Raw genomic sequence first — 19,792 nt, 5'->3', positions numbered from 1 at the left:
TTTAATCGTTACCCGCCAGAAGGTGATATGAGCCTGGACACTTCCCCCGTGCCTGAGCTCTCCGGTCAACAGCGACGCTGCCATCTGTTATTGATGCTGTACGCGCCGGTGCCCGCAGTACAACTGGAGACTATCAGCCAAATTAATGGCGTCGCCCCCCTCATCACCCGGCAAGATATAGCCGAGGTTGCCAGTGAAATCCAGCGTTTCCATCACCTGGAAATTGACGGCAATCCCGACGAAGGCTACCGGATCAGAGGCAGCGCGCTCAACCAACGCCTCTGCCTGATCCACTGGCTGCGACGAGCCCTGCGCTGTAGCCCGGAGTTTGTCGAACGTCACTTTTCCCAGTGGTTACAGCAGGCGCTGGGACGGGGTGCAGAGCTGACGCCAGAGTTGGAGCAGTGCATCGGCGAATGCGAAGCGTTGCTCAACCGCAGTTTTGATCGACGCGATCGTCAGTTTCTGCAGCACTACCTGCGCTTTTGTGTCTGGGAAAACCAGCGCCAACGACACCCTGTTTTCACCCCTGCTCAGCACGACTGGCTGCATCAGAAACCGGAATACCAGGCGGCCACTTTGCTGCATCATTCGTTAAATCAGCTCTTTACCCTGCCGCCCGTGGCCAACGAAAGTGACTTTTTGGTATTGACGTTCACCATGTTGAAAAACCACAGTTACCACAGCAACGACTCAGCGGAAGATCTGCGGCTGATGGCGGCGATAAAAAACATGGTCGATCGCTTCCAACAGATCTCCGGCATGACCTTCAGCAGTGAAGAGGATTTGATTAGCCAGTTATTTGCTCATCTGGCGCCGGCGGTGGAGCGCTGTCGCTTTGAGATTGGCATCGATAACCAACTGCTGGAAGAGGTCGAACGTAAGTATCCACGCCTGATGCGTACCGCTCAGGAGGCACTGGCGCCGCTGGAGCAGGAGTACGATATTCATTTTTCCAGTGAGGAGGCGGGCTTGGTCGCCATCAGTTTTGGCGCCTGGCTGATGCAGGGCAATGCGCTACAGGAAAAGCAGGTGCTGTTGCTGACGCTGGACAACCCGCAGTTGGAAGAGCAAGTGGAGTATCAAATCCGTGAATTAACGCTGCTGCCGTTGAACATCAAATATTTGCCGCTACGCGATTATCTGCGCTCTGGCGCGCCGCAGGGCATCACGCTGGTGATTACCCCTTATGCCGCAGAACACACCGAGTCGGAGCCACCGCTGATTTACACCGAATTACCGCTGGAACGCCAGCAGCGCAAAGCCATCCGTGCGCTGCTGGAAACCTCTTAACGGCTGCCGCTGACTGCCACCGCCGGCGGGCGAATAAACATCGCCGGCAGAGCCACCGCTGCCATCACCCAGAACACCCCGCCCTGCAGATGTTCGAACAGGAAGCCGGCAATCACCGTCATAATCGCAATGCCGCCGCCCATCGCCAGCGCCGAGTAGACCGCCTGCAACCGGATCACTTCCGGCCCCTTGCGCGCGGCGATAAAACGCATGGCCGCCAGATGGCAAACGGTGAAAGTGCCGCAATGCAGAATTTGGATCACCAGCAACCACCCCAGTTCGGTACTGGACGCCATCAGGCCCCAGCGCAGTACGCCACAGCAGGCGGAAAGCAGCAGCAGATTGCGGGCATTCCAGCGACGGAACAGGAAATTACTGCTAGCGAAAATGATCACTTCCGCTACCACACCCAACGACCACAGGTAGCCAATGGTCGAAGCCGAATACCCCGCTTCCTGCCAATAGATCGAACCGAAGCTGTAATAGCCGGCATGTGCGCCCTGCAACAAGGTGACGCACAGCAGGAAGCGCCAGACCGGCCCCTCTTTTAACATCTCCCACAATGAACGGTCGGCTTCGCTGTGGCTGCGCGCTTCTCCCTGTGGCATCACGCTCGGTTTCAGCATCATGCCCAACAGCATCGCCAAAATACTGATGATCAGGCTGTAAAGGATCGCGTTATGCCCCCAGACGGAAACCATCTGTCCGGTCAGCGCCGAACCGATGACAAACGCCAGCGAGCCCCACAGTCTGACCCGGCCGTAATCCATGGTGATCTGTTTTTGCCAGGTCGCAGCCAGTGCGTCGGTCAGCGGCACCAGCGGCGAAAAGAACAGGTTGAAACCGGCAATCACCAGCATCAGCCAGCCCCAGCCGTTACCGAAACAGAACCCGATGGCAAAAGCCAGCGTCAGCAATGCCAGCAGCCGCAAAGCCGTCACCAAATGAGAGGGATCCTTAACCCGGGGAGCAATCAGCAAACTTCCGAGGAAACGCGCAACCAACCCGGCACCGAGCAGAATACCGATGGTTTCAGGGGGTATCCCCTCGCCTTTTAACCAAACGCCCCAAAAGGGTAAGAAAATGCCGTAAGAAAAGAAGTAGGTGAAATAACTGAGAGCGAGCCAACGCGTTGATTGCAGAACCATGATCCCTCCGGTGTGAAGGCAATACTTTGACAGAGCTCACACTGGCTAGCAATGTACATTCAGGTACGAGGCCATAGACTGCTAAGCAGTTCACAGTTTGCCTGCCGCGGGCATAAAAAAACCCGCCGAAGCGGGTTTTTAAACAGAAAGCGGAATTAAGCGTAAACCGGCAGGCGGGCGCAAATATCCAACACTTTCTTCTTGGTGCGTTCGATGGTGGCCTCATCATTGATGTTGTCCAACACGTCGCAGATCCAACCGGCCAGCTCACGCACTTCCGCTTCTTTGAAGCCGCGACGCGTTACAGCCGGAGTACCGATACGCACACCTGAGGTGACGAACGGGCTCTTAGGATCGTTTGGTACGCTGTTTTTGTTCACGGTGATGTTGGCGCGGCCCAGGGCGGCGTCGGCCTCTTTACCGGTCAGGTTCTTGTCAACCAGATCCAACAGGAACAGGTGGTTATGGGTGCCACCGGAAACCACTTTGTAACCGCGCTCCAGGAACACTTCCACCATCGCTTTGGCGTTATCGGCCACTTGCTGCTGGTAGATCTTGAACTCAGGCTCCATCGCTTCTTTCAGCGCTACCGCTTTACCGGCAATCACGTGCATCAGCGGGCCGCCCTGGCCGCCCGGGAACACGGCGGAGTTCAGCTTCTTGTACAGATCTTCATCACCGCCTTTCGCCAGGATCAGGCCGCCGCGCGGACCCGCCAGGGTTTTGTGAGTGGTGGTGGTCACGATATGAGCGTGTGGAACCGGGTTCGGATAAACGCCGGCGGCGATCAGGCCCGCAACGTGCGCCATATCAACGAACAGGTAAGCGCCGATGCTGTCGGCGATTTCACGCATTTTTGCCCAGTCAACGATACCGGAGAAGGCAGAGAAGCCGCCGATGATCATTTTTGGCTTGTGAGTTTGCGCCTGCTTGGCCAGATCTTCGTAATCGATTTGACCTTTATCGTCGATGCCGTAAGGCACCACGTTATACAGTTTGCCGGACAGGTTAACCGGAGAACCGTGGGTCAGGTGGCCACCGTGCGCCAGATTCATCCCCAAAATGGTGTCGCCCGGCTGCAGCAGCGCGGTGTAAACGGCAAAGTTAGCCTGGGAGCCGGAGTGCGGCTGTACGTTGGCGTAATCGGCACCGAACAGCTCTTTGGCACGGTCGATAGCCAGTTGCTCAACGATATCCACGTATTCGCAGCCGCCGTAATAACGCTTGCCCGGATAACCTTCAGCGTATTTGTTGGTCAGTTGGGAACCCTGAGCCTGCATTACGCGCGGGCTGGTGTAGTTCTCAGACGCAATCAGCTCAATGTGCTCTTCCTGACGCACCACTTCTTGCTCCATTGCACGCCACAGTTCGGCATCGTAATCAGCAATGTTCATTTCACGCTTTAACATCCGGCTTCTCCTGACTTAAATCGGCTAACTAAAAAATCACCAAATAACTACCCGTTTGGGTTCTGGGGCACAGTGTAAACTGTTTCCCCCCACCGAGGATAGGCCTTGACAGAGGTTTTTACGCAAACGATTGGCATTAGGCGCGGCAAGGCTTTGATCCGATAAATCTCCCCATTCGGCAACGGACTTTTACTCATGCTGGGAATGCGGTTTTTTCATGTTCTGTGAGCGGGATCGCCGCTCGCCGACCCCGCAACAAAAACAGGGGTATTTACAGCCACCACAGAAACCGTTAGGATGCGCTTAAACTTAAAGATGCATTTAAAATGCATCATTACATTATTCCAATAATGATCGACCAAGGAGCGCTGCCATGCTGGATAGCCAAACCATCGCCACCGTAAAATCTACTATTCCCCTGCTGGCCGCTACCGGGCCGAAGCTGACCGCACATTTCTACGATCGTATGTTCGAGCACAATCCCGAGCTCAAAGACGTGTTCAATATGAACAATCAGCGCAATGGCGATCAGCGTCAGGCGCTGTTCGATGCGATCTGCGCCTATGCCGCGAATATCGAAAATCTGGCGGCGCTGCTGCCGGCGGTAGAACGTATTGCCCAGAAGCACACCAGCCTGAATATTCAGCCGGATCAATATCAGATTGTCGGTGGCCATTTACTGGCGACCCTGGACGAAATGTTCAGCCCGGGTCAGGAAGTGCTGGACGCCTGGGGCAAAGCCTATGGCGTACTGGCGGACGTATTTATCCAGCGTGAAGGCCAGATTTATCAGGCCAGCGAAAGCGCCGACGGTGGCTGGCGCGATCTGCGCGCTTTCCGCATCGTCAAAAAACAGCCGCAGAGCGAGGTGATTTGCAGCTTCGTGCTGGCGCCGGTTGACGGTGGCCGGGTGATCGACTTCAAACCGGGGCAATACCTGGCGGTCTATATCAAGCACGAGAGCATGGAGAATCAGGAGATTCGCCAATACTCGCTGACCACCTCACCGAACGGCGAATACTATCGCATTGCGGTGAAGCGTGAAGATCAGGGTAAGGTTTCGAATTTCCTGCATCAGCAGGCCAAAGAAGGCGACGTAATTTACCTTGCTCCGCCGCACGGGGATTTCTTCCTCGAAGCCAAGCCGGATACTCCGGTGGCGTTGATCTCCGCCGGCGTTGGCCAAACGCCTATGCTCGGCATGCTCAATACCCTGCACGATAACCAGCATCAGGCGGACGTGCACTGGCTGCACGCGGCGGAAAATGGCAGCGTTCACGCCTTTGCCGATGAAGTGGCGGACATCGCCGGGCGCATGCCAAACCTGAGCCGCCACGTGTGGTACAACCAACCGAATGCTAATGATGTGGAAGGCCGAGACTACCAGAGCCGTGGCCTGATGGATCTCAGCGCCCTGCGCGAAACGCTCAGCACCCCGCAGATGCATTACTACTTCTGCGGACCGGTGCCGTTTATGCAACACGTGGGCAAACAGTTGCTGGAGATGGGCGTCAGCGCCGATCGTATCCACTACGAATGCTTCGGCCCACACAAGGTGATGTAATTGAAAAGGGCGCAGTTCATCCACAACCGCGCCCTATACGCTAAATAATTGGAGTTGCATCGCGGCGGCAACTAAGCGCATCCCCAGAAATGTACAATAAGTACGTGACTGGGGTAAGCGCAGGCAGCCAACAAAGAGGCAGCTTCAAGTATGACGGGTATGATTATTTCTCCGCCAGCTTGCGTGTCTCCTGCACCTGCTGCGCCGTCAACGGTGCAGCCTGATTCCCCCAACTGCCTCTTAGATAGCTCATCAGATCGGCTACCTGCTGGTCGTTCAACGTCCAGGCGTAGCCCGGCATGGCGATCGCGGTGGCGTGCTGGGTGATTGGCGTGTGTGCACCTTCCAGCACCACGCGTAGCGCAGTGATCGGATTTTCCGCCGTCACCGTCGTGTTGCCCGCCAGCGCAGGAATGGTGTTGGCGCTGCCCTCGCCCTTATTGCCATGACAGGTTGAACAGTACATCGCATAGCTGCGCTGCCCCGCCTGCTGATGGTCGGCGGCCAGCGGCGTCACTTTCTGCGCCGCGGGTTGCTCCGCCGCCAGGCTGTGCAAATAGGTGGCAATAGCGTTCAGATCGCCGTCGGTAAGATACTGCGTACTGTGGCTCACCACTTCGCTCATCGGCCCGGAAACCGCGGCATGTTGGCTGCGCCCGGTTTTCAACAGGGCAACCACTTCGTCCTGCTTCATTCCGCGTAACCCGGAAGCGTACCAACCGTCCAGCTCGGCGCCGCTCAGGAAGGCCGGCTCTTTGCTGTCCAGACCTTTTTCCTGCATCGCCCAGCCACGCGGCGTATGGCAACTGCCACAGTGCCCCGCCCCCTGAACCAAATAGGCGCCGCGATTCCACTCTGCGCTCTGGTTGTGGTCAGGCTGGTAAGGCGTATCGTCATGGAACAGCTGATTCCATACCGCCAGCGGCCAACGCATCGACAACGGCCAACTGATGTCACTGGCGCGGTTGGCGGTATTCTGCGCCGGCACTTCGTTCATCAGGTAGTCATACAGCGCGCGCATATCTTCCGCATTCATTTTGGCGTAGGAGGTATACGGCATCGCCGGATAAAGCCGGTGGCCGTCTTTAGCGATCCCCTGACGCATGGCGCGGTCAAACTCATCAAAAGAATAAGCGCCGATGCCCTGCTGTTTGTCCGGCGTGATATTGGTGGCGTAGATATTGCCCAGCGGCGTCGGGAACTTCATACCGCCGGCAAACAATGCGCCGCCTGGCGAGGTATGGCAGGCGGTACAGTCACCGGCCTTGGCCACGTATTCCCCGGCCGACATCGCCTGGGCCGAACCGCCCGCCACCAGTAAGGTCAGCAAATACAGTGAACGCATTCTCATGCTCCCTCCTTCGCGGCAACCTTGCCATAGGCCAGCTCATTGACCGCACGCCATGCCTGGTCGATCGCCGAGTTGGCGTACGGGCTCCAGTCTGAATCCGAGTTGGCAATCACGATTTTGCCGATCGGCTGGCGCGCCGTCTCAATGATTTTCTTCGCTTCATCCTCGTCGTCAAACAAGCCGTTGAGGAAATAGGAGTAACCGTGCGACCAGCGGTTGACGGTAATGGCTTCAATATCACGCTGGTGATCGAATCCGGCCGACCCCAGCATGCCCTGCAATTGTTCGCGGATCATCTGCTCATGCACTTCAAACGGTGTGCCCAACAGCAGGGCACGGCCTTTACGTGACTGTTCGCGCGGGCTGAGTCCGCTGCCCGCCAACGTCGGCACGTATACCATATGCAGGCCAATGGGCTGGTTGGGATCGCGCGGGTGCTGATAGCCGCCCATACTCACTGGATAATCCAGCTTCACGCGGCAATAAGGGGCGGTTGGGGAGTAAACTTCATGTACGCCCAGTTTGATAAACGGCTGCCAGTTGCGGATCACCACTTTGCTGTACACCAGCGGTGACTTCACGTTCTGCTTCAGCGCCTCTTGCTGTTCGGCCGACATTTCCGGTACCAGGTACGGGATCATCATGTTGTACCCGGCCATCACCACCTGCCCGGCGCGCACCTTGGTCATTTTCTCACCGGTCATATAGGTCACTTCGACCTTGTCACCGACGTTAGCCGCGTGCAATCCGGTGCTGTTCAATCGCAGTTTTACCGGCGAATCGGCCCGGTCTAGCTGGCTGTAATCGAACCTGGCGAGAACGATGTCATTCATGTCTTTGCCGCCCGGTGAAACCGCCGGGATCAGATGGCGTACCATCAGACGCGTCAGGGTAGCGTTGCCGTCCGGGAAGTGGAACACGTAAGGATCGTCGAGATCCGCCTGCGACTCTTCGTCCAGCGGCGGCAGGTTCATGCCGTTCAGGCCCGGCAGGTCACAAATACGGGCGTCGCTGCATGAAGTCGCGTCAATGCCCACCGCCTGGAAGTCACTGGTAGTTTGCTGGAAATAGCGGATAGCCATTTCGCTCAGCCCCACCTTTTCACGCAGGAATTCGGTATAGCTGTGCTTGTCGAGCCATTCGCTTTTCTGCTCCTGGCTCATTTCCGGCAGGTAGTCCTTGTCCACCGTATGCAGTGCAATCAGCGCCTGACGGTCGCTTTCCGGCAGCGGGAAATCGCCGATAAAAGCTTCATAGGAACGGCCGTTGAGTCGGTCATGCGGAATATCGTCCGCCACCATACGCCCGGGATCGCCGCTCACCACTTTGTCGACGCCAAAGTTCTTACGGTCGAAATAGACACCGCGGCTCAGGTTCAGATTGGGGTAAAAAGTGGTGTCGAAAGCCTTTTCCAGGTTGTCGATGCTGACACCCAGTTTTTTCAGCAGCCCCATCGCTACCGGGCTAAAGTTGGAACGCGGCGACTGCAGCGACTCGCTGCCGCCATAGCCGAGGATGGTCCCGTTCTCACTGCTGAATTCATTGCGTTTGGCATGACCACCAAAATCATCATGGTTGTCGATCAGCAAAATACGCTGCTGCGTCCCCTTCATTTGCTGCCAGAAACAGGCCGCGGCCAGCCCGCTGATCCCGGCACCGACCACCACCAGATCAAACTCTTCCGTCGCCGGTACGGCGGCAAAATCGAAGGCTCGGCCGTCACGCCCCAATTGGTGCGCATGTTCAAAGGAACCGGGGTGGTTGCCCCGCAGTCCGGTCAGCGTCGGCGGATAGTAGAGGGTTTGATTGGCGGTTTGCGGCGATGCCCGCAGGATCTGCATCGGCGTCAGCCCGGCAGCGATGGTGATCGCCACCCCATTAAGAAAATCGCGTCTGGTGATACCCATAATTGGCTTCCTTTCAGTTTTTATTATCATCAGACCGGCGAGGCCGGTCTGAAGGCCGCGTTATTTTGCGGATAAATACTGTAAAATCAATGTTTGAACATCACATGGCGTATCGCAGTGTAGTCTTCCAGGCCATACATCGACATATCCTTGCCGTAGCCGGACAGCTTCTGGCCACCGTGCGGCATCTCGCTCACCAGCATGAAATGGGTATTCACCCAGGTGCAGCCATACTGCAGGCGAGCGCTTAGACGGTGTGCCCGACCAACATCCCGGGTCCACAACGACGACGCCAGGCCATACTGTGACTCGTTGGCCCAGGCCAATACCTGCGCCTCATCTTCGAACTCCGTGACGGTTACCACCGGCCCGAACACTTCACGCTGCACAATCTCATCTTCCTGACGCGCACCGGCCAGCAGCGTTGGCTGGAAATAGTAGCCGGGGCCGTTAACGCGCTTACCGCCGGTCACCACCTGCACGTGCGGCAGCGCCTTGGCTCGCTCGACAAAACCCACCACCCGCTCCAGATGCTGAGCGGTGATCAACGGGCCCAGTTCGCTGTCTGGATCTTCCGGCGGGCCTATCTTCAGGCTGCCGATAGCCTCACCCAAGGCCTTTACCAACTGCGGGTAAATGCCTTTCTGGGCGTAAATCCGGCAGGCGGCGGTGCAATCCTGGCCAGCGTTGTAGAAACCAAAGCTGCGAATGCCGTCCACCACCTGTTGCAGATCGGCGTCGTCGAACACCAGTACCGGCGCCTTACCGCCCAGTTCCATATGGGTACGTTTAATGCCGGGCGCAGTATGGGCAATGATGTGTTCACCGGTAGCGATTGAGCCGGTCAGCGACACCATGCGCACCTTGTCATGGCCGGTCAGCCGGTCACCGACGCTGGCGCCGCGGCCAAACAGCACGTTGAATACGCCCGCAGGGAACACATCGGCGGCCAGCTCCGCCAGCTTGAAGGTGGTCAGCGGGGTTTGTTCCGAAGGCTTAAGCACCACGCAGTTACCTGCCGCCAATGCCGGAGCCAGCTTCCACGCCGCCATCATCAGCGGGTAGTTCCAGGGAGCGATTGAAGCAACCACCCCCAACGCATCGCGGCGGATCATCGACGTGTGCCCGGCCAGGTATTCACCGGCCGCCAGCCCACTCAGGCAACGGCTGGCACCGGCGAAGAAGCGGAACACATCCGCCACCGCCGGCAGTTCATCGTTCAATACGCAGTGGTAAGGTTTGCCACAGTTAAGCGACTCCAGACGGGCAAAGGTTTCCGCATGGTGGTCGATCAGGTCCGCCAGCTTCAGCAGGTGCTCGGCACGCTCTTTCGGTGTGGTCTGGCCCCATTCGCCAAACGCGGCGTCGGCTGCCAACACCGCCTGATCGACCTGCTCCGCACTGGCTTCAGCCACTTGCACCACCACCTCTCCGGTCGCCGGGTTATACACCGGCAACAACGCCCCCTGGCCGGCAACCAGTTGGCCGTTAATCAACAATTGGCTTTGCATATAGACGAACCCCTCAGTTATTTATTTTTAGCGACATGATCCCTTTCCCCAATGGATTTCAAGTTGCAGCTAGGCGGCAAGAGCGTAAATCCCCCGGAGCTTATACAAAATAAGTGACTGGGGTTTACGCTCGCAGCCAACAACGCTGCAGCTTGAAAGACGAAGGGGAAAGCTATTTGCCGCTGCCGGCGACGCTTTCGCCACCTTTGGTCAGGTAATAGGCCCCCAAAATCGGGATCATGGTCAGCAGCATCACCGACAGCGCCACCACGTTGGTGATCGGCACGTCACGTGGGCGACCGAGCTGGTTCAGCAACCACAGCGGCAGCGTGCGCTCATGGCCGGCGGTGAAGGTGGTGACAATGATTTCATCAAACGACAACGCGAACGCCAGCATGCCCCCGGCCAGCAGCGCCGAGCCAAGGTTGGGCAATATCACGTAGCGGAAGGTTTGCCAGCCGTCGGCACCGAGATCCATAGAGGCCTCGATCAGGCTGTATGAGGTTCGGCGGAAACGGGCAATCACGTTGTTGAACACGATCACCACGCAGAAGGTGGCATGGCCAATAACGATGGTCAGCACCCCAGGTTCGATATTCAGCGCCTTAAACGCCGCCAGCAGTGCCAGACCGGTGACAATGCCCGGCAGCGCGATCGGCAACAGCAGCAGCAACGAAATGCTGTCTTTGCCGAAGAAGTCACGCCGGTAGAGAGCCGCTGCCGCCAGCGTGCCCAGCACCAGCGCCACGACGGTGGCCAGCGCGGCAATCTGTGCGGACAGCAGCATCGCATCGATAATGTCCTGGCGCCCGGCGGCAACGCTGAACCAATGCAGCGTAAACCCCTGCGGCGGGAAGCTGAAAGCCGCATCCTCGGTGTTGAAGGCGTAGATGGCGATAATCGCCAACGGGAAATGCAGGAAAATCAGTCCGCCCCAGGCGGCCAGTTTTAGCCCTAACGGCGCGCGTTCAGAGTGCATCGAAAGCCCCCAGACGTTTCACAATGGAAAGATAAATTGCGATCAGCACGATCGGCACCAGAGTAAAGGCCGCAGCCATCGGCATATTGCCGATCGCCCCTTGCTGGGCGTACACCATGCTGCCGATAAAGTAGCCCGGCGGCCCCACCAGCTGCGGCACGATAAAATCCCCCAGCGTCAGCGAGAAGGTGAAGATTGATCCGGCGGCGATCCCCGGCACCGCCAAAGGCAGGATCACGTAGCGAAAGGTCTGCGCAGGGCGTGCGCCCAGATCCGCCGAGGCATGCAGCAGCGAAGGGGGCAGGCGTTCCAGTGCCGCCTGGATCGGCAGGATCATGAACGGCAGCCAGATATAAACAAACACCAGAAAACGGCCTAACCCGGAGGTGGATAGCGTGTTACCGCCGACACCCGGTACGGTCAGGATCGCCGCCAGCAACGGCTCCAGCCCGAGATGCTGCAGGAACCATTGCGCTACGCCATCCTTCGCCAACAGCAGCGTCCAGGCGTAGGCCTTGACGATATAGCTGGCCCACATCGGCATCATCACCGCGATGTAGAAAAACGCCTTGGTGCGGCCGCTGGTGTAGCGTGCCATGTAATAGGCAATGGGAAACGCCAGCACCGCGCTGGCCAGGGACACCAGTATCGCCATCGTCAGCGTGCGCAGAATGATGTCGTAATTGGCCGGATTGAACAGCGCCCGCAGGTTATCGAAGGTCAGATCCGGCGTCACCGTCATGGTGAAGTCGTCGAAGGTGTAAAAACCCTGCCACAGCAGCGTCAGCAATGAGCCGAGGTAGACCGCGCCAAACCACAGCAGCGGCGGCACCAGTAACAGCAGCAGGTACAGCGTCGGCCGGCGATAGAGGTAGGTCGACAGGGTGCGCAAGGTACCGCGGCGCGGCGCGGGATAATCGATGCTCATCTCCATTTCACCTCGCCTCCAGCAATGGCACCATCGCCTCACGCGACCAGCAGGCGGTGACCGGTTGGCCGATCAGATGCGGCTGCCCGTCGGCGTGCCACTGAGGATTCGCCTGGCTGACCAGCAGTTTCTCACCGCTGTTCAAGGCAATTTCGTAGCGCGTCGCCGCCCCCTGGTAATGGATCTCCTGCAGCGTACCCTGCACCTGAATTTCCCCCTGCGCTGCGCCGGCCTGATCCGCGAGCCGAATATGCTCGGGACGGATCGAGAAGGTGGCGGCCTGGCCCAACAACCGCTGCGCCAAATCGCTGCGCACCACGTTAGAGGTGCCGACAAACTCGGCGACAAACGGCGTCTTCGGTCGCATGTAGAGTTCGCGCGGCGCGTCCACCTGTTCAATACGGCCATTGTTGAACACCGCCACCCGGTCGGACATCGACAATGCTTCGCTCTGATCGTGGGTGACGAAAATAAAGGTGATGCCGAGCTGGCGCTGCAGCTTTTTCAACTCCCCCTGCATCTGCTCGCGCAGCTTGAGATCCAGCGCGCCGAGCGGTTCATCCAACAGCAGCACCCGCGGCCGATTGACCAGTGCGCGAGCCAGTGCGACACGCTGCCGCTGGCCGCCGGAAAGGTGCGCCGGTTTGCGCTCGGCTACAAATCCCAACGCCACGCTGTCCAGCGCTTCCTGCGCACGGGCCAGGCGTTCACGCTTGGCGACGCCTTTAACCATCAGCCCGTAAGCGACGTTTTCCAGCACCGACATATGTGGGAACAGCGCGTAATCCTGGAAGACGGTATTCACGTCGCGCTGATACGGCGGCAAATTGGCGGCCTCCTGCCCGTGAATACGAATCGAGCCGGCAGTAAGCTGTTCGAAACCGGCGATCAACCGCAGGCAGGTGGTTTTCCCCGAGCCGGAAGGCCCGAGCATGGAGAAGAATTCCCCGTCTTGTATCTCGATTGAAACCCGATCCACGGCGCGAACCTCGCCGAAGCTTCGCGAAACATCGATAAATTGCACGGCAATGGTCATGATCTGCGCTCCAAAAAATCAAATGATTTCGGCGGGTTTGGCAACACCCCGTAACCTGGCCAAACCTATCCGCAAAATAATTCGAGTTGCATCAAGGCGGCAACCAAGCGCCTCCCCGGGAGCGTACAAAGGGTACGTGACCGGGGTAAGTGCGGGCAGCCAACGAAGAGGCAGCTTGAAGTATGAAGGGGATATTAGCGACCGCCCATGATGGCAATGTAATCCTGAGTCCAGCGGCTGTAGGGCACGAATTTTCCGCCCTGCGCCTGTGGCGTTTTCCAGAAGGCAATCTTGTCGAACTGGTTGAAACCGTTGGTCTCGCAACCTTTATCACCCAACAGCGTGCTGGCCTTGCAACCCGCCGGTGACGCCGGGACAGAACCGAACCAGGCGGCAACGTCGCCCTGCACTTTCGGTTCCAGCGACCAGTTCATCCACAGATAGGCGCAGTTCGGGTGTTTGGCATCGGCGTGCAGCATGGTGGTGTCGGCCCAACCGGTCACCCCCTCTTTCGGGAATACCGTACCGATCGGCTGGCCTTCCCCTTTCAGGGCATTGGCCTGATACGGCCAGGCGCTGGAGGCGACCACGCCTTCGTTTTTGAAATCGCTCATTTGTACCGAGGTGTCATGCCAGTAGCGGTGGATCAGTGCATGCTGGGTACGCAACAGCTTCAACGCCGCCTGATACTGCTCTTCGTTAAGCTGGTACGGATCGCTGATGCCAAGCTGCGGTTGCGTAGCCTTCAGGAACAACGCCGCATCGGCGATATAGATTGGCCCATCGTAGGCCTGAACCCGGCCCTGGTTGGTTTTGCCATCCGGCAGGTTCTGCTGCTGGAACACTACTGCCCAGCTGTCCGGCGGTGTCGGGAAGGTTTTGGTGTTATACATCAGCAGGTTCGGGCCCCACTGATAGGGCGTGCCGTAGGTTTTGCCGTCCAGGGTGTACCAGGCACCGTTTAACAGGCGCGGGTCGATGTTTTTCCAGTTAGGGATCAACGCGGTATTGATCGGCTGCACCCGCTTGCCGAAAATCAGCCGCAGCGAAGCGTCGCCGGAAGCGGTGACCAGGTCGTAGCCTCCTTTGGCCATCAGGCTGACCATTTCGTCGGAAGTGGCGGCGGTTTTCACATTCACCGCGCAGCTGGTTTGCTTCTCAAACTGGCTGACCCAGTCGTAGTTTTTATCGGACTGACCGCGTTCGATGTAACCGGGCCAGGCAATGATATCCAGTCGCCCTTCGCCCTTGCCGAGCACCTGCGGCAGATCGGCCGCCTGGGCCAAACCGCAAAGTACGGTGAAACAGAGCGCGGAAACTGTGGTGGTGACTGCGGTAGTTTTTCCCATCGTAATTACCCCTGTGTGGCCTATCTGTGTGCGGCAGGGAACGGCTGCCGCCCTAGTCTCATTTTATTTACCCTATGAATTTCAAGTTGGCCGCTCTAGCGCGTCCATGCGCTCGCGGCATTTGTACATCCCTGTACAGCACAGCCAGGCGACCAGCTCACTCATCCCCAGGCGCTTACTTGAGTAAGCCACTGGGATGAGTGCAGGTAACATCGCTGCAGCTTGAAAAGCGACGGGTATGCTGCCTTTAGAAGCTGGCTTTAAATTTCGCCATCACATGCCTGACAACGCTGTAGTCCTGCAGTGAATCGCTGGAAAGATCTTTGCCGTAGCCGGAGCGTTTCAGGCCCCCGTGCGGCATTTCACTCGCCAGGGTGAAATGGGTGTTGATCCAGGTACTGCCGTATTGCAGATGAGCGGCGATATGCAGCGCCCGATCGATATTCTGCGTCCAGACCGATGAGGCCAGGCCGTATTCGGAATCGTTTGCCCAGTTGACCGCCTGCTCCAGATGTTCGAAGCGGGTGATGCTCACCACCGGGCCAAACACCTCCCGCTGGACGATTTCATCGCTTTGCAGACAGCCGGCAAGCAGCGTGGGCTGGTAATAGAAACCCGGACCGGAATGCGCGGCGGCGCCGGTGATCAATTCAATGTGTGGCTGGCTGAGCGCACGTTCGACAAAGCTGGCGACGCGATCGCGCTGGCGACTGCTGATCAGCGGACCAATTTCGTTATCCTCATCGCGTTTGCGGGCAAAGCGCAGGCTGGCAACCGCCTCGCCCAACGCATCCACCAGCTTCGGATAGATCCCCGCCTGCGCGTAGATACGGCAGGCCGCGGTGCAGTCTTGCCCGGCGTTGTAGTAGCCATAGGTGCGAATGCTGTTGACCACCTCGTCCAAATCGGCGTCATCGCAGACAATCACCGGTGCCTTGCCCCCCAACTCCAGGTGCGTGCGTTTGACGCTTTTCGCCGCCGCCTGCAGAATTTTCTGCCCGGTAACGATATCGCCGGTGACCGACACCAGCCGCACCTGCGGGTGACCGACCAAATGGCTGCCGACCCCTTCCCCGCCGCCGTAGACGATATTCAGCACCCCCGGCGGCAGGATCTCCTGTAACGCGGGCACCAGCGCCAAAATGGTCAGAGGGGTGTGTTCGGAAGGTTTGAATACCACGGTGTTGCCCGCGGCCAGCGCTGGCGCAATTTTCCACGCCGCCATCATCAACGGGTAATTCCAGGGCGCAATAGAGGCCACCACGCCGATCGGATCACGGCGGATCATTGAAGTGTGCCCTTCGATATATTCCCCGGCCAACTGCCCCTGCTGGGTGCGCACCGCGCCGGCAAAGAAGCGAAAGACGTCGATGGCCGCCGGCAGGTCGTCATTAAGCGCCTGATGCAGCGGTTTGCCGCAGTTGAGCGCCTCCAGACCGGCCAGGCGCTCGGCCTGACGCTCGATGGCATCGGCAATACGCAACAGAATAGCCGCGCGGTAGGCGGGGGTAGTCCGCGACCAGGAAGCGAACGCCTGTTGCGCCGCTTTCACTGCGTTGCCGACCTGGACAGATGAGGCTTCGGTGATCGAGACCAGCGTCTCGCCATTCGCCGGATTAACGATGCACTCTTGCTGGCCTTCGCCTTCGACCGATTGACCGTTAATAAATTGCTGACAGGATAAACCTGAAAGGAGGTGCACATCTGCCATTGCGTATCGCCTCTGAGTGACAAAAACGTTAACTAAATGTGAAATAAGTTAGTTTTAATCAGACTAAGCGAGCATCAGGCAGCCAACAAATTCTAAATACTGAACGACGCGTTCGATTAAATCGAATGCTTCAGCCCAGCCGCGTGCATATTGCCGTTTTCACGCGCAATAGTGAGGAACGGCGTAACCAGCTCCGGCCGCGCACTGCCGCGCCGCCATGCCAAACCGATATCCAACGGTTCCAGCAGATCCGCCAGCTTGCGCGCCTCAATCATATTGCCTTCCAGAGACCAGGCACGGTAGGCCATATCCGGCAAGATAGAAACGCCCATTCCCGCCGCCACCAGGCTGCGTACCGCCTCGGTTGAAGCGGTTTTCATGGCTATTTCCGGTTTTAAACCTGCGCGTGCCCAGATACGCCGCGCATGCACGTCCATTTCGTCGGCATTAAGCTGGATCAGCGGCAGCTTCGCCACATCCGCCAGGCTGATGCTTTCATGATCCAGCAGTGGATGCAGCGGCGGTAACCACAGGCGATAAGGTGAATGCATCAGGACTTCGCTTTGCAGCGCATCGCGGTCTTCGATGTTCGACAAGATCAGCACGCCGATATCGATTTCCCCACTGACCAGCAGATGCTCAATATAGGGCCGCTCGTCTTCAATCACCTGAATGGTGACGTTGGGGTATGCCGATTTAAAGCGCTTAAGCAGCTCGACCAAAAAGTAGCCCGCTACCAGACTGGTCACACCGATGGTCAGCTTGCCGGTCAGGCTTTCGGTTCCCAGTTGCAAACTGCGCTTGGCGTTGTCCACCGTGGCAAGGATCAGATATGACTGGCGCAGAAACTGGTGACCCTGATGCGTCAGGTTCATGCCCTTGGCGTGACGCTCAAACAGACGTACGCCGATGTCGGTTTCCAACTGCTGAATAGCCAGCGTCAGCGAAGACTGGGAAACAAACACCGCCTGGGCGGCGGCAGAGATCGAGCCGGTTTCGGCCACCGCGATAAAATGGCGGATTTGGCGCAGCGTCATCATCCCCATCGCCTTTCAAGCCGCTGCGTTGTTGTCTGCGTGCGCTTACCCCAGTCACTTACTTGAGTAAGCTCCTGGGGATGCACGCCCTTGCCGCCTAGCCGCAACCTGAAATTCATTGGGGATCGCCTTAATCAAAATAGTTGAGTTGAGTGTAGACGCCGCGCGTAAAGCGATCGAGAAAAGTATCAAAAACGCGATAGCCTTCGCTTTTTTAGAATGCTAATGATGAAAACAATCAGAACAGCGGAGAGGTTGACGGAGATTTGGGGCGTAGCGAGCGCCAGCCAGATTGGGTGCGGCCTGCGCGCAGTGCCCCGGAGTGTACACGCAGTACACGAGGAGGCCGAGCACAGCCCAAACTCAAGCTGGCGGTGCTCGGTAGAGGATCACAGACTCGGGAATCAAGGGCGTAGCGAGCGCCAGCCAGATTGGGTGCGGCCTGCGCGCAGTGCCCCGGAGTGTACACGCAGTACACGAGGAGGCCGAGCACAGCTCAAGCTCAAGCTGGCGGTGCTCGGTAGACGATCACATTAAATAGCTTCTTCGTCTTGTTCGCCGGTCCTGATACGCACTACGCGCGCCACGTCGAAGACAAAGATTTTACCGTCGCCGATTTTACCGGTCTGCGCGGTCTGCATGATGGTTTCCACGCAGGTATCGACGATATCGTCGGCCACGACGATCTCAATTTTCACCTTCGGCAGAAAATCGACCATGTACTCAGCGCCACGGTACAGCTCAGTGTGCCCTTTCTGACGGCCGAAGCCTTTCACTTCGGTCACGGTCATCCCGGTAATGCCAACTTCAGCCAGCGCTTCACGGACATCATCCAGTTTGAACGGCTTGATAATAGCGTCGATCTTTTTCATCTTCTTTCCTTTACCAATTTTTGCGGCCAAAGCCGGATGTGATTGGGTAGCGGCGGTCTTTGCCGAAATTGCGGGCGGTGATGCGCGGCCCGACGGCGGCCTGACGCCGCTTGTATTCGTTAATATCCACCAGGCGTATCACCTTGCGAACGATCGCCTCGTCGAAGCCTTCGGCCACCAGATCGGCAACCGATTTATCGCGCTCGACGTAACCTTCCAGAATCGCATCCAGAATGTCGTACGGCGGCAGGCTGTCCTGATCGAGCTGATCCGGCGCCAGCTCGGCGGACGGTGGACGATCGATAACGCGCTGCGGGATCACGTAAGAGACGGTATTGCGGTATTCGGACAGCTTGAACACCAGCGTTTTAGGCACGTCCTTCAACACGTCGAAGCCACCGGCCATATCACCATACAGCGTGGCGTAACCTACGGCCATCTCGCTTTTGTTGCCGGTGGTCAACACGATGCTGCGACGCTTGTTGGACAGCGCCATCAACACCACGCCGCGACAGCGCGCCTGCAGGTTCTCTTCCGTGGTATCACGCTCGGTCCCAGCGAACATTGGCGTCAGCTGGCCCATAAAGGCGTCGAACATCGGCTCAATCGAGACGATATCGAATTCAATGCCCAGGATTTCTGCTTCTTCCCTGGCGTCGGCAATGCTGATGTCCGCGGTATAACGGAACGGCATCATCAGCGCCTGCACCTTGTCTTTGCCCAGCGCATCGACGGCAATCGCCAGCGTCAACGCCGAATCGATACCGCCGGAAAGCCCCAGCACGGCACCCTTGAAGCCGTTTTTGGTCACGTAATCGCGCACCGCCAGCACCAGGGCTTCATAGACCTGCGCCAACTGCGGCAACTCAGCGGCCGGAGCGGTCATCGGCACCACGTCCAGCTCGTTGAACTCCAGCAGGGTTACCTGCTCGGCAAACGCCGCCAGGCGATGGGTCATGTTGCCGGCCGCGTCGAAGACTTTCGAACAACCGTCAAAAATCAGTTCATCCTGTCCGCCAATCTGGTTCAGGTACACCAACGGCAAATGGGTGCGCTGGCAATGACCGGCCATCAGGGTTTTACGGATGTACGGTTTTTCGCGGTTGTAAGGCGAGGCGTTGATCGACAGAATCATTTCGGCTCCGGCGGCCTTGGCGGCATCCACCGGCTCCGGGAACCACAGATCTTCGCAAATCAGCAGGCCCAAACGGTAGCCTTTCAGCTCAACCACGCAGGTGTCGTTACCGGCCTGGAAGTAGCGCTTCTCGTCGAATACGCCGTAGTTCGGCAACTGCTGCTTGAAGTAACGCGCCAGCAATTGCCCTTCAGAAAACAGCGACAGCGCATTATAGAGTTTGTCGCCTTCGCGCCACGGGTGGCCGACCAGGATCGCCACGTCGGTGGAGGCCTGCTGCAAACGCAGAAGTTGCTCGTCACAACGTTGGTAAAAATCGTTGCGATACAGCAGGTCTTCCGGCGGATAGCCGGACAGCGCCAGTTCGGTGAACATGACCAGATCGGCTCCCGCCTTCTGCTGCTGTTGCACGGTTTGCAACATTCGTTCGGTGTTGCCTTCGATGTCACCGACCAACAGATTCAACTGGGCCAGTGCGATGGAAAGTGATCTGCTCATTGTTTAGGGTCCCGCTTAATACGTTCCATGGTGCTTTGCGTTTGGTCATGCCAGCAATTGAGAA

At 57.9% G+C, this 19,792-nt stretch carries 15 protein-coding genes; 2 read left to right on the top strand and 13 right to left on the bottom strand.

Going from position 1 to position 19,792, the window contains the following annotated elements; all coding sequences use genetic code 11:
* Window positions 1-27 precede the first annotated feature (27 nt).
* On the top strand, window positions 28-1,293 hold the full coding sequence (gene csiE, locus ACMGG1_RS04880) for a stationary phase inducible protein CsiE (protein WP_142814575.1): 1,266 nt from the start codon (window positions 28-30) through the stop codon (window positions 1,291-1,293).
* On the opposite strand, the gene ACMGG1_RS04875 is transcribed toward csiE, so the two are convergent.
* Window positions 1,290-2,441 carry a 3-phenylpropionate MFS transporter gene (locus ACMGG1_RS04875; protein WP_020828172.1) on the bottom strand — a complete coding sequence of 384 codons (1,152 nt, stop codon included), beginning with the start codon at window positions 2,439-2,441 and terminating at the stop codon, window positions 1,290-1,292. The genes csiE and ACMGG1_RS04875 overlap by 4 nt on opposite strands.
* A gap of 155 nt (window positions 2,442-2,596) precedes the next feature.
* Window positions 2,597-3,850 (bottom strand): serine hydroxymethyltransferase, encoded by a 1,254-nt coding sequence (gene glyA, locus ACMGG1_RS04870; RefSeq protein ID WP_020828173.1) that lies wholly within the window; start codon window positions 3,848-3,850, stop codon window positions 2,597-2,599.
* Window positions 3,851-4,223: 373 nt separating this feature from the next.
* On the opposite strand from glyA, the gene hmpA reads away from it, so the two are divergent.
* Window positions 4,224-5,414: an NO-inducible flavohemoprotein gene (gene hmpA / locus ACMGG1_RS04865; RefSeq protein WP_414161189.1), complete on the top strand. Its 1,191-nt coding sequence runs from the start codon at window positions 4,224-4,226 to the stop codon at window positions 5,412-5,414.
* 163 nt (window positions 5,415-5,577) lie between these two features.
* Here hmpA and ACMGG1_RS04860 read toward each other — a convergent pair whose 3' ends face one another.
* From ACMGG1_RS04860 to ACMGG1_RS04810, 11 genes are all read right to left on the bottom strand, one after another.
* Window positions 5,578-6,765, bottom strand: coding sequence for a c-type cytochrome (locus tag ACMGG1_RS04860; RefSeq protein WP_414161188.1), 1,188 nt, complete (start codon window positions 6,763-6,765; stop codon window positions 5,578-5,580).
* Window positions 6,762-8,672, bottom strand: coding sequence for an NAD(P)-binding protein (locus ACMGG1_RS04855; RefSeq protein ID WP_046372897.1), 1,911 nt, complete (start codon window positions 8,670-8,672; stop codon window positions 6,762-6,764). The genes ACMGG1_RS04860 and ACMGG1_RS04855 overlap by 4 nt, the downstream gene beginning before the upstream one ends.
* Before the next feature lie 86 nt (window positions 8,673-8,758).
* Window positions 8,759-10,183 (bottom strand): aminobutyraldehyde dehydrogenase, encoded by a 1,425-nt coding sequence (gene patD / locus ACMGG1_RS04850; RefSeq protein ID WP_414161187.1) that lies wholly within the window; start codon window positions 10,181-10,183, stop codon window positions 8,759-8,761.
* Window positions 10,184-10,355: 172 nt separating this feature from the next.
* The gene (locus ACMGG1_RS04845; RefSeq protein ID WP_128865093.1) at window positions 10,356-11,162 is read right to left on the bottom strand and encodes an ABC transporter permease; all 807 of its coding nucleotides are present in this window, start codon (window positions 11,160-11,162) and stop codon (window positions 10,356-10,358) included.
* Entirely contained in the window at window positions 11,152-12,096 is a 945-nt protein-coding gene (locus ACMGG1_RS04840) for an ABC transporter permease (RefSeq protein WP_046372894.1), read from the bottom strand. The genes ACMGG1_RS04845 and ACMGG1_RS04840 overlap by 11 nt, the downstream gene beginning before the upstream one ends.
* Window position 12,097: 1 nt before the next feature.
* Window positions 12,098-13,126 (bottom strand): ABC transporter ATP-binding protein, encoded by a 1,029-nt coding sequence (locus ACMGG1_RS04835; protein WP_044554556.1) that lies wholly within the window; start codon window positions 13,124-13,126, stop codon window positions 12,098-12,100.
* Window positions 13,127-13,320: 194 nt separating this feature from the next.
* Window positions 13,321-14,475, bottom strand: a complete 1,155-nt coding sequence (ydcS, locus tag ACMGG1_RS04830; protein ID WP_259218296.1) for a putative ABC transporter substrate-binding protein YdcS — start codon at window positions 14,473-14,475, stop codon at window positions 13,321-13,323.
* A 247-nt stretch (window positions 14,476-14,722) separates the two neighbouring features.
* Window positions 14,723-16,186, bottom strand: coding sequence for a gamma-aminobutyraldehyde dehydrogenase (locus tag ACMGG1_RS04825; RefSeq protein WP_020828182.1), 1,464 nt, complete (start codon window positions 16,184-16,186; stop codon window positions 14,723-14,725).
* Between the two features lie 116 nt (window positions 16,187-16,302).
* Window positions 16,303-17,226, bottom strand: a complete 924-nt coding sequence (locus tag ACMGG1_RS04820) for a LysR substrate-binding domain-containing protein (RefSeq protein ID WP_020828183.1) — start codon at window positions 17,224-17,226, stop codon at window positions 16,303-16,305.
* 530 nt (window positions 17,227-17,756) lie between these two features.
* On the bottom strand, window positions 17,757-18,095 hold the full coding sequence (glnB, locus tag ACMGG1_RS04815; RefSeq protein WP_004847623.1) for a nitrogen regulatory protein P-II: 339 nt from the start codon (window positions 18,093-18,095) through the stop codon (window positions 17,757-17,759).
* A gap of 10 nt (window positions 18,096-18,105) precedes the next feature.
* The gene (locus ACMGG1_RS04810) at window positions 18,106-19,728 is read right to left on the bottom strand and encodes an NAD+ synthase (RefSeq protein ID WP_115058250.1); all 1,623 of its coding nucleotides are present in this window, start codon (window positions 19,726-19,728) and stop codon (window positions 18,106-18,108) included.
* Between the last annotated feature and the right edge of the window lie 64 nt (window positions 19,729-19,792).

Source organism: Serratia sp. BNK-12, assembly GCF_047456085.1.
Lineage (GTDB): Bacteria > Pseudomonadota > Gammaproteobacteria > Enterobacterales > Enterobacteriaceae > Serratia > Serratia liquefaciens.
Note: the sequence above shows the minus strand (reverse complement) of the source record. Positions and strands in the feature narration are given on the sequence as shown.

Excerpts from the sequence above, each read along its gene's own strand:
- ACMGG1_RS04825 (WP_020828182.1), bottom strand. The coding sequence starts at position 16,186 with ATGGCAGATGTGCACCTCCTTTCAGGTTTATCCTGTCAGCAATTTATT.
- hmpA (WP_414161189.1), top strand. The coding sequence starts at position 4,224 with ATGCTGGATAGCCAAACCATCGCCACCGTAAAATCTACTATTCCCCTG.
- ACMGG1_RS04810 (WP_115058250.1), bottom strand. The coding sequence starts at position 19,728 with ATGAGCAGATCACTTTCCATCGCACTGGCCCAGTTGAATCTGTTGGTC.
- ACMGG1_RS04840 (WP_046372894.1), bottom strand. The coding sequence starts at position 12,096 with ATGGAGATGAGCATCGATTATCCCGCGCCGCGCCGCGGTACCTTGCGC.
- ACMGG1_RS04855 (WP_046372897.1), bottom strand. The coding sequence starts at position 8,672 with ATGGGTATCACCAGACGCGATTTTCTTAATGGGGTGGCGATCACCATC.
- glyA (WP_020828173.1), bottom strand. The coding sequence starts at position 3,850 with ATGTTAAAGCGTGAAATGAACATTGCTGATTACGATGCCGAACTGTGG.
- ACMGG1_RS04835 (WP_044554556.1), bottom strand. The coding sequence starts at position 13,126 with ATGACCATTGCCGTGCAATTTATCGATGTTTCGCGAAGCTTCGGCGAG.
- ACMGG1_RS04845 (WP_128865093.1), bottom strand. The coding sequence starts at position 11,162 with ATGCACTCTGAACGCGCGCCGTTAGGGCTAAAACTGGCCGCCTGGGGC.
- ACMGG1_RS04875 (WP_020828172.1), bottom strand. The coding sequence starts at position 2,441 with ATGGTTCTGCAATCAACGCGTTGGCTCGCTCTCAGTTATTTCACCTAC.
- csiE (WP_142814575.1), top strand. The coding sequence starts at position 28 with ATGAGCCTGGACACTTCCCCCGTGCCTGAGCTCTCCGGTCAACAGCGA.
- ACMGG1_RS04820 (WP_020828183.1), bottom strand. The coding sequence starts at position 17,226 with ATGATGACGCTGCGCCAAATCCGCCATTTTATCGCGGTGGCCGAAACC.
- patD (WP_414161187.1), bottom strand. The coding sequence starts at position 10,183 with ATGCAAAGCCAATTGTTGATTAACGGCCAACTGGTTGCCGGCCAGGGG.
- ACMGG1_RS04860 (WP_414161188.1), bottom strand. The coding sequence starts at position 6,765 with ATGAGAATGCGTTCACTGTATTTGCTGACCTTACTGGTGGCGGGCGGT.
- glnB (WP_004847623.1), bottom strand. The coding sequence starts at position 18,095 with ATGAAAAAGATCGACGCTATTATCAAGCCGTTCAAACTGGATGATGTC.
- ydcS (WP_259218296.1), bottom strand. The coding sequence starts at position 14,475 with ATGGGAAAAACTACCGCAGTCACCACCACAGTTTCCGCGCTCTGTTTC.